The sequence below is a fragment of the Microbacterium sp. BF1 genome (genome assembly GCF_019279095.1).
In the GTDB taxonomy this organism is placed as follows: domain Bacteria; phylum Actinomycetota; class Actinomycetes; order Actinomycetales; family Microbacteriaceae; genus Microbacterium; species Microbacterium maritypicum.
Map to the genome: position 1 here is coordinate 1 of NZ_JAGYWT010000165.1, position 5,127 is coordinate 5,127.

Below are 5,127 nucleotides of genomic sequence, written 5' to 3' on the forward strand. Positions count from 1 at the left end.
GGTTGTCTGCGACCATCGCGAGTGCCGCCGGGGCGTAGGTCGTCGACAGCGCGGCTAGAGCCGGAGCTGCCGAAGCGAGGACGGGGTCGAGGGCTGCGCGCTCACCGCGGACCCGCTCGAGTTCCTGCGGGGCGTTCTGCTCCAGCTTGCGGAGGGCGTCGAAGGCCGCCGTGTTGTCGTCGAGGATGTCGTCGATCTCGTCGGCGATCCGGATGATGCGGATGTGCCAGGCCCTGCGGTCGTGGATCGTGTCCTCGATCTCGTCGTCGAGCTTCTGCTTGAGGTCGAAGGCCTCGGAGATCTTCGCCTTCGCGGCGTCGACGACGCGCGTGAACTCCTCGGTCGCTCCTTCACCGAACTGCGCGACGGCGAAGCCGAGTTCCTCTCTGCTGGAGGTGATGGCGTTGTCGGCCTGCACGAGCGCGAGTCCGGCCTGCGTCTCGACCTGCTGGTCGGTGAGGGTAGAGAAGGGATCGGCGGGGTCGGGCGTCTCCGGCATGGCTCCGCGCTCGCGGATCTCGGCCCTGCGGCGTGCGCGGCGCACCAGGGCGATGACGAGCCAGAGAAGAAGCGCCACCGCGATGACGGCGACCACGATCAGTCCGATGCGCAGTGCGCCGGCGCCCCCGTCTCCCTGGATCTCGTCGGCGGCGAGGGTGATCGCTCCGACCCAGTCGCCGTCTGCGGCGAAGGGGACCATCTTGTCTTCGATGCTGTCGAGCTGGCCGAAGCTCACCGGACCGTCGGGCGCAGCGGAGATGTAGTAGCTGCGCCCGTCGACGGCGATCGCGAGGAGATACTGCTCGGTGCCGAGGTTGTTGTTCTGCGCGACCGTATTGGCCCACTGCACGTTGTCGGTGGGATTGGTGAAGTCGTCGACGAGGACGACGAACAGATCTGCGTTCGAGTTGTTGGTCAGCTCCTGGAGCCTGGCCTCGACGGTGGCTTCTTCGTCGGCGCTCAGCACTCCGGCCTGGTCGGTGACGTAGCCGGCGTCGAGCGTGACCGGATCGGTGGCGGATGCCGCGGAGGCGGTGAACGCCCCGGCGACCGCAGTGAGGGTGAGTGCGGCCAGCGCGAGCCAACGTTTCGTCATCGTGTTCCCTCCGACCGGCAGCCGAGCCCCATGCCTTGAGTCTATGCACTCCGTCCGACACGCGACAGCACTCACGGCGGGTTCGCCGTTCGCCCTCAGCGCAGACACATACGCTGGGAGGCATGGACGACATGTACGGTTCGGATGTGCTGGCGACGGGCTGGCGCGACCGCGGCGCGAAGAAGGTGCCACAGGTCGCGGCGGAGGCGGATCTCGTGGTCGAGGTCGCCGACGACGGCTTCTGCGGTGCGGTCACCCGAGTGCAGGGCGGCAACGTCGAGCTGGAGGACCGCCTCGGGCGCCGGCGCCTGTTCCCCCTCGGCGGGGGGTTCCTCATCGACGGCGCACCTGTCCGGCTGGTCGTCCCCGCAGCGAAGGAGCAGGGACCTCGCCGGACGGCATCCGGTTCCTTCGTCGTCGCCGACCAGCGCGCCCGCGTGGCCCTGCCCAGTCGGATCCTCGTCGAGGGCAAGCACGATGCCGAACTCGTCGAGAAGGTGTGGGGCGCCGACCTGCGGGTCGAGGGAGTGGTCGTCGAGTTCCTCCAGGGCGTGGATCTGCTCGATGATCTGCTGGCCGCCGAGCCGCCCAGTGCGACGCGACGCTACGGCGTCCTCGTCGATCACCTCGTCGCGGGCTCGAAGGAGTCGAGGATCGCCGACGCCGTCGCGCGCGGCCCGCACGGACGCCATCTCCGCATCGTCGGGCATCCTTTCGTCGACGTCTGGCAGTGCGTGACGCCGCGAGCTCTCGGCATCGCGAAGTGGCCGGAGATCCCGCGCGGCATCGAGTGGAAGGTCGGGATCTGCCGCTCGTTCGGCTGGCCTCACGAGACGCAGGCCGACATCGCCCGCGCCTGGCAGCACATCCTCTCCAAGGTCACGACGTATCGAGACCTGGAACCGGCGCTGCTGGGCCGTGTGGAGGAGCTCATCGACTTCGTCACGGCGCCGGCGGTCTGAGCCGCCGCGGCACCGGAGGCCACGACGCCGACGGCTACCCTGGAAACATGCCCGAACCCCGTACCTTCCGAGACGCGCCGGTCTCGTTCGTGCGCCGCAGCGGCCGGATGTCCGGCGCGCAGGAGCGCGCCTTCACCGAGCTCGGCCCGCACTATCTGCTCGATGTGCCGCGCGATGTCGCCTGGACCTCAGTGCACCCCGAGGCGCGCTTGGACCCCGCGACCGAGTACGGACGCTCGGCGGATCTCTATGTCGAGATCGGCTCGGGGCAGGGGCATGCGATCGTGGCGGCGGCCTCGTCGCGCCCGGACGACGACTTCCTCGCTGTGGAGGTGTTCCGCGCCGGACTCGCACGGACCATGCTCGACGCCGATCGCGAGGGCGCCCGGAACCTGCGCGTGGTCGAGGCCAACGCACCCGAGGTGCTCGCCTCGTTCCTGCCCGAGGCGGCCGCGCGTGAGGTGTGGATCTTCTTCCCCGACCCATGGCACAAGAAGAAGCACACCAAGCGCCGTCTGGTGCGGCCCGGATTCGGCGACACCGCCGCGAGGGCACTGCGTGACGGCGGACTGCTGCGGCTCGCGACGGACTGGGAGGACTATGCGCTGCAGATGCGCGACGTGCTCGATGCCGAGCCGTCGTTCGAGCGCGCATTCGACGGAGAATGGGCAGATCGCTTCGACGGACGGGTGATGACCGCGTTCGAGCGCAAGGGCATCGCCAAGGGGCGGGGCATCCGCGACCTCGTCTATCGGCGCAGGACGCGCACATGACCGACGTGCGGCGCGACACGAGGCAGCGGTGGAGCTTCGTGCCGGCGCTGCTCGTGTGCGCCGCGGCTCCGGCGTTCTTCGTGCTGGAGATCCCCTGGCTCGGCTGGACGCTGCTCGCGGCTGGCATCGCCGTGGCCGCTCTGATCGAGCGGGGTCGGCATCCCGAGGACCAGGTCGTGAGCGTGGGTTCGCGCCGGGAGAGCGCGAGGGCGATCGGCCTGCACCGGCCCCCGTCTCTCACGAGGGATCTCTCCCTGATCGCGATCGGCCTTCTGATCGTGAGCATCATCCCGTTGGCCGCAGAGCTCGACAATCTCGCGATGCTGCGATTCACCCTCGCACTGGGTGGGGCGGTCGTGGTGCCGTACCTGATCTCTCGGTTCGTCTACCGAGACCGAGCGATCAGCTTCCCCTGGCGGACCCACAAGCGCTGGGGCCGGCTGCAGTGGGGCTGGCTCGTGGCGGTGCTGGTGCTCGGGTGGCTGATCCTGCCCTTCTACTTCATCACCAGCGGCGTGTACCAGAACTGGCCGGTGGTCGACACGCCCGATCTCATCGCGAGACTCTTCGTCGGCGTGGGTGCTGTCGGCATCTGGGATGAGCTGTTCTTCATCTGCACGGTGTTCGCTCTGCTGCGGCGCCACTTCCCGGATCTCGTCGCGAACCTGCTGCAGGCGATCGTCTTCGTCTCGTTCCTGTGGGAACTGGGCTACCGCGAGTGGGGACCGCTGCTGACCATTCCGTTCGCCCTGCTGCAGGGCTACATCTTCCTCCGCACGCACTCGCTCGCCTACGTCGTCACCGTGCACCTGCTCTTCGACGCCGTGGTCTTCGCCGTTCTGGTGCACGCGCACAACCCGGGACTGCTGTCGATCTTCCTGGTCTAGAGCGGCACATCGAGACGCGCCGAGTGCCCGGGGGCGTTTGGTGTGCGGCACCCCGGCGCGGGACAATCGCCGTATGCTCATCGTCGGTCTGGTCCTCGCCGCGGCTGCCGCCGCGTTCCACGTGTTCATCTTCGCGCTCGAGTCGCTGAAGTGGACCGAGCCCGAGACGAGGAAGATCTTCGGCGTCGCCAGCGAGGCGGATGCCGTGACGATGAAGGCGCTCGCGTTCAACCAGGGCTTCTACAACCTGTTCCTCGCGCTGACCGCGCTGCTCGGAATCGGTCTGACGATCGTCGGCTTCGCGACCGTGGGTCTGACCCTCGTGTTCGCCGGCACCGGCATGATGGTCGCCGCTGCTCTGGTGCTCGTCCTGTCGGACTCCACCAAGGTCCGCGCCGCCGCGATGCAGGGAACCCTTCCGCTGCTCGCGATCATCGCCACGGCCATCGCCGTCGCCATCGGTTGAGCTCTGCTGGGGTCGCAATCAGTCGCGGGAGAGGTCACAACCCGATCGCGCGATTGGGGCGTGGCGGCGGGAACTCGACTCCTGGGAGTGCCCTCACTAGGGTGACGGGATGAGCACACTGTCGCTGGAGACCGCACCGGTTCTCGCCCGGCCCGTGCCGTGGTGGTCTCGCCGACGGGTGATCCTCGTGTTGAGCGTGGTCGTCATACCTGTGCTGCTCGCGGTACTGCTCAACAGTTATGGCCCGTTGACCGTCGAATCGGCGATCCGCATGGCGTGTGCCACTATCGCCGGGTAGACAGTGGCGATCGGCGGCGTGGCGACGGCGCTCGTGATCACCATCACCCGTCGCCGCAACATCGCCGGGATCATCGTGTTCACGGTGATCCTGATAGGTGTCGTGGTCTACGCGGCGTCAGCGATGGAGAGCGCGGGATACCTGTTGGTCGATCGTCTCGACAGGATCGCCGAGGCGGACGAACTCAACTGAGCGCGGCCGCCGCAGGGCGGGTATGCGAAAGGGCCGCCCGTGTGCGGACGACCCTTTCGAAGCGGCAGATCGATCAGAACTGCAGCAGCACCTTCCCCACGCGGCCGGGCGTCATGCTGAGACGCACGGCATCGGCGATATCGGCGGCGTCGAACACGCCGGCGACCGGGAGGGTCAGCGTCCCATCGGTGACGCGCTGGATGAGCTCGCCGAACAGGGCCCCGCGCGTGGCGGCGTCGAGCTGCTGGATGACCTTGCTGCCCCAGAAGCCCTTGACGATGGCCTGCTTGAAGATCACATCGGAGGAGGCGATCTCCATGACGGGGGAGTTCATCGCCCCGAACGCGACGAGCATGCCGCCTTCGCTGAGGAGCGAGAGCACGTCGCCGGAGGCCGAGCCGCCCACGGAATCGACACCGGCGACGATCGGCGCGCCGCCGGTCAGGCGCGCAG

Annotated in this window: 8 protein-coding genes; 6 read left to right on the top strand and 2 right to left on the bottom strand. The window is 68.3% G+C overall.

The window, feature by feature from the left end:
* On the bottom strand, positions 1–1,096 hold a 1,096-nt coding region (locus tag KZA10_RS07720; RefSeq protein WP_218682569.1), incomplete at its 3' end, for a TPM domain-containing protein.
* 122 nt (positions 1,097–1,218) lie between these two features.
* On the opposite strand from KZA10_RS07720, the gene KZA10_RS07725 reads away from it, so the two are divergent.
* The 6 genes from KZA10_RS07725 (at position 1,219) to KZA10_RS07750 (ending at position 4,674) form a co-directional block, all read left to right on the top strand.
* On the top strand, positions 1,219–2,058 hold the full coding sequence (locus KZA10_RS07725) for a DUF3097 domain-containing protein (RefSeq protein WP_218682570.1): 840 nt from the start codon (positions 1,219–1,221) through the stop codon (positions 2,056–2,058).
* Positions 2,059–2,105: 47 nt separating this feature from the next.
* Positions 2,106–2,831: a tRNA (guanosine(46)-N7)-methyltransferase TrmB gene (trmB, locus tag KZA10_RS07730; protein ID WP_218682571.1), complete on the top strand. Its 726-nt coding sequence runs from the start codon at positions 2,106–2,108 to the stop codon at positions 2,829–2,831.
* Positions 2,828–3,718 (top strand): CPBP family intramembrane glutamic endopeptidase, encoded by an 891-nt coding sequence (locus tag KZA10_RS07735; RefSeq protein ID WP_218682572.1) that lies wholly within the window; start codon positions 2,828–2,830, stop codon positions 3,716–3,718. Before trmB ends, KZA10_RS07735 begins: the two co-directional genes overlap by 4 nt.
* A 73-nt stretch (positions 3,719–3,791) precedes the next feature.
* A complete protein-coding gene (locus KZA10_RS07740; RefSeq protein WP_127482541.1) occupies positions 3,792–4,184 on the top strand; it encodes a DUF1304 domain-containing protein in 393 nt (130 codons plus the stop codon).
* 109 nt (positions 4,185–4,293) lie between these two features.
* Positions 4,294–4,482 (top strand): hypothetical protein, encoded by a 189-nt coding sequence (locus tag KZA10_RS07745; protein WP_141386430.1) that lies wholly within the window; start codon positions 4,294–4,296, stop codon positions 4,480–4,482.
* A gap of 3 nt (positions 4,483–4,485) precedes the next feature.
* Positions 4,486–4,674 (top strand): hypothetical protein, encoded by a 189-nt coding sequence (locus KZA10_RS07750; protein ID WP_218682573.1) that lies wholly within the window; start codon positions 4,486–4,488, stop codon positions 4,672–4,674.
* A 73-nt stretch (positions 4,675–4,747) separates the two neighbouring features.
* Here KZA10_RS07750 and KZA10_RS07755 read toward each other — a convergent pair.
* Positions 4,748–5,127, bottom strand: a 380-nt coding sequence (locus tag KZA10_RS07755; RefSeq protein WP_218682574.1) for a zinc-binding dehydrogenase, incomplete at its 5' end; no start/stop codon positions are given.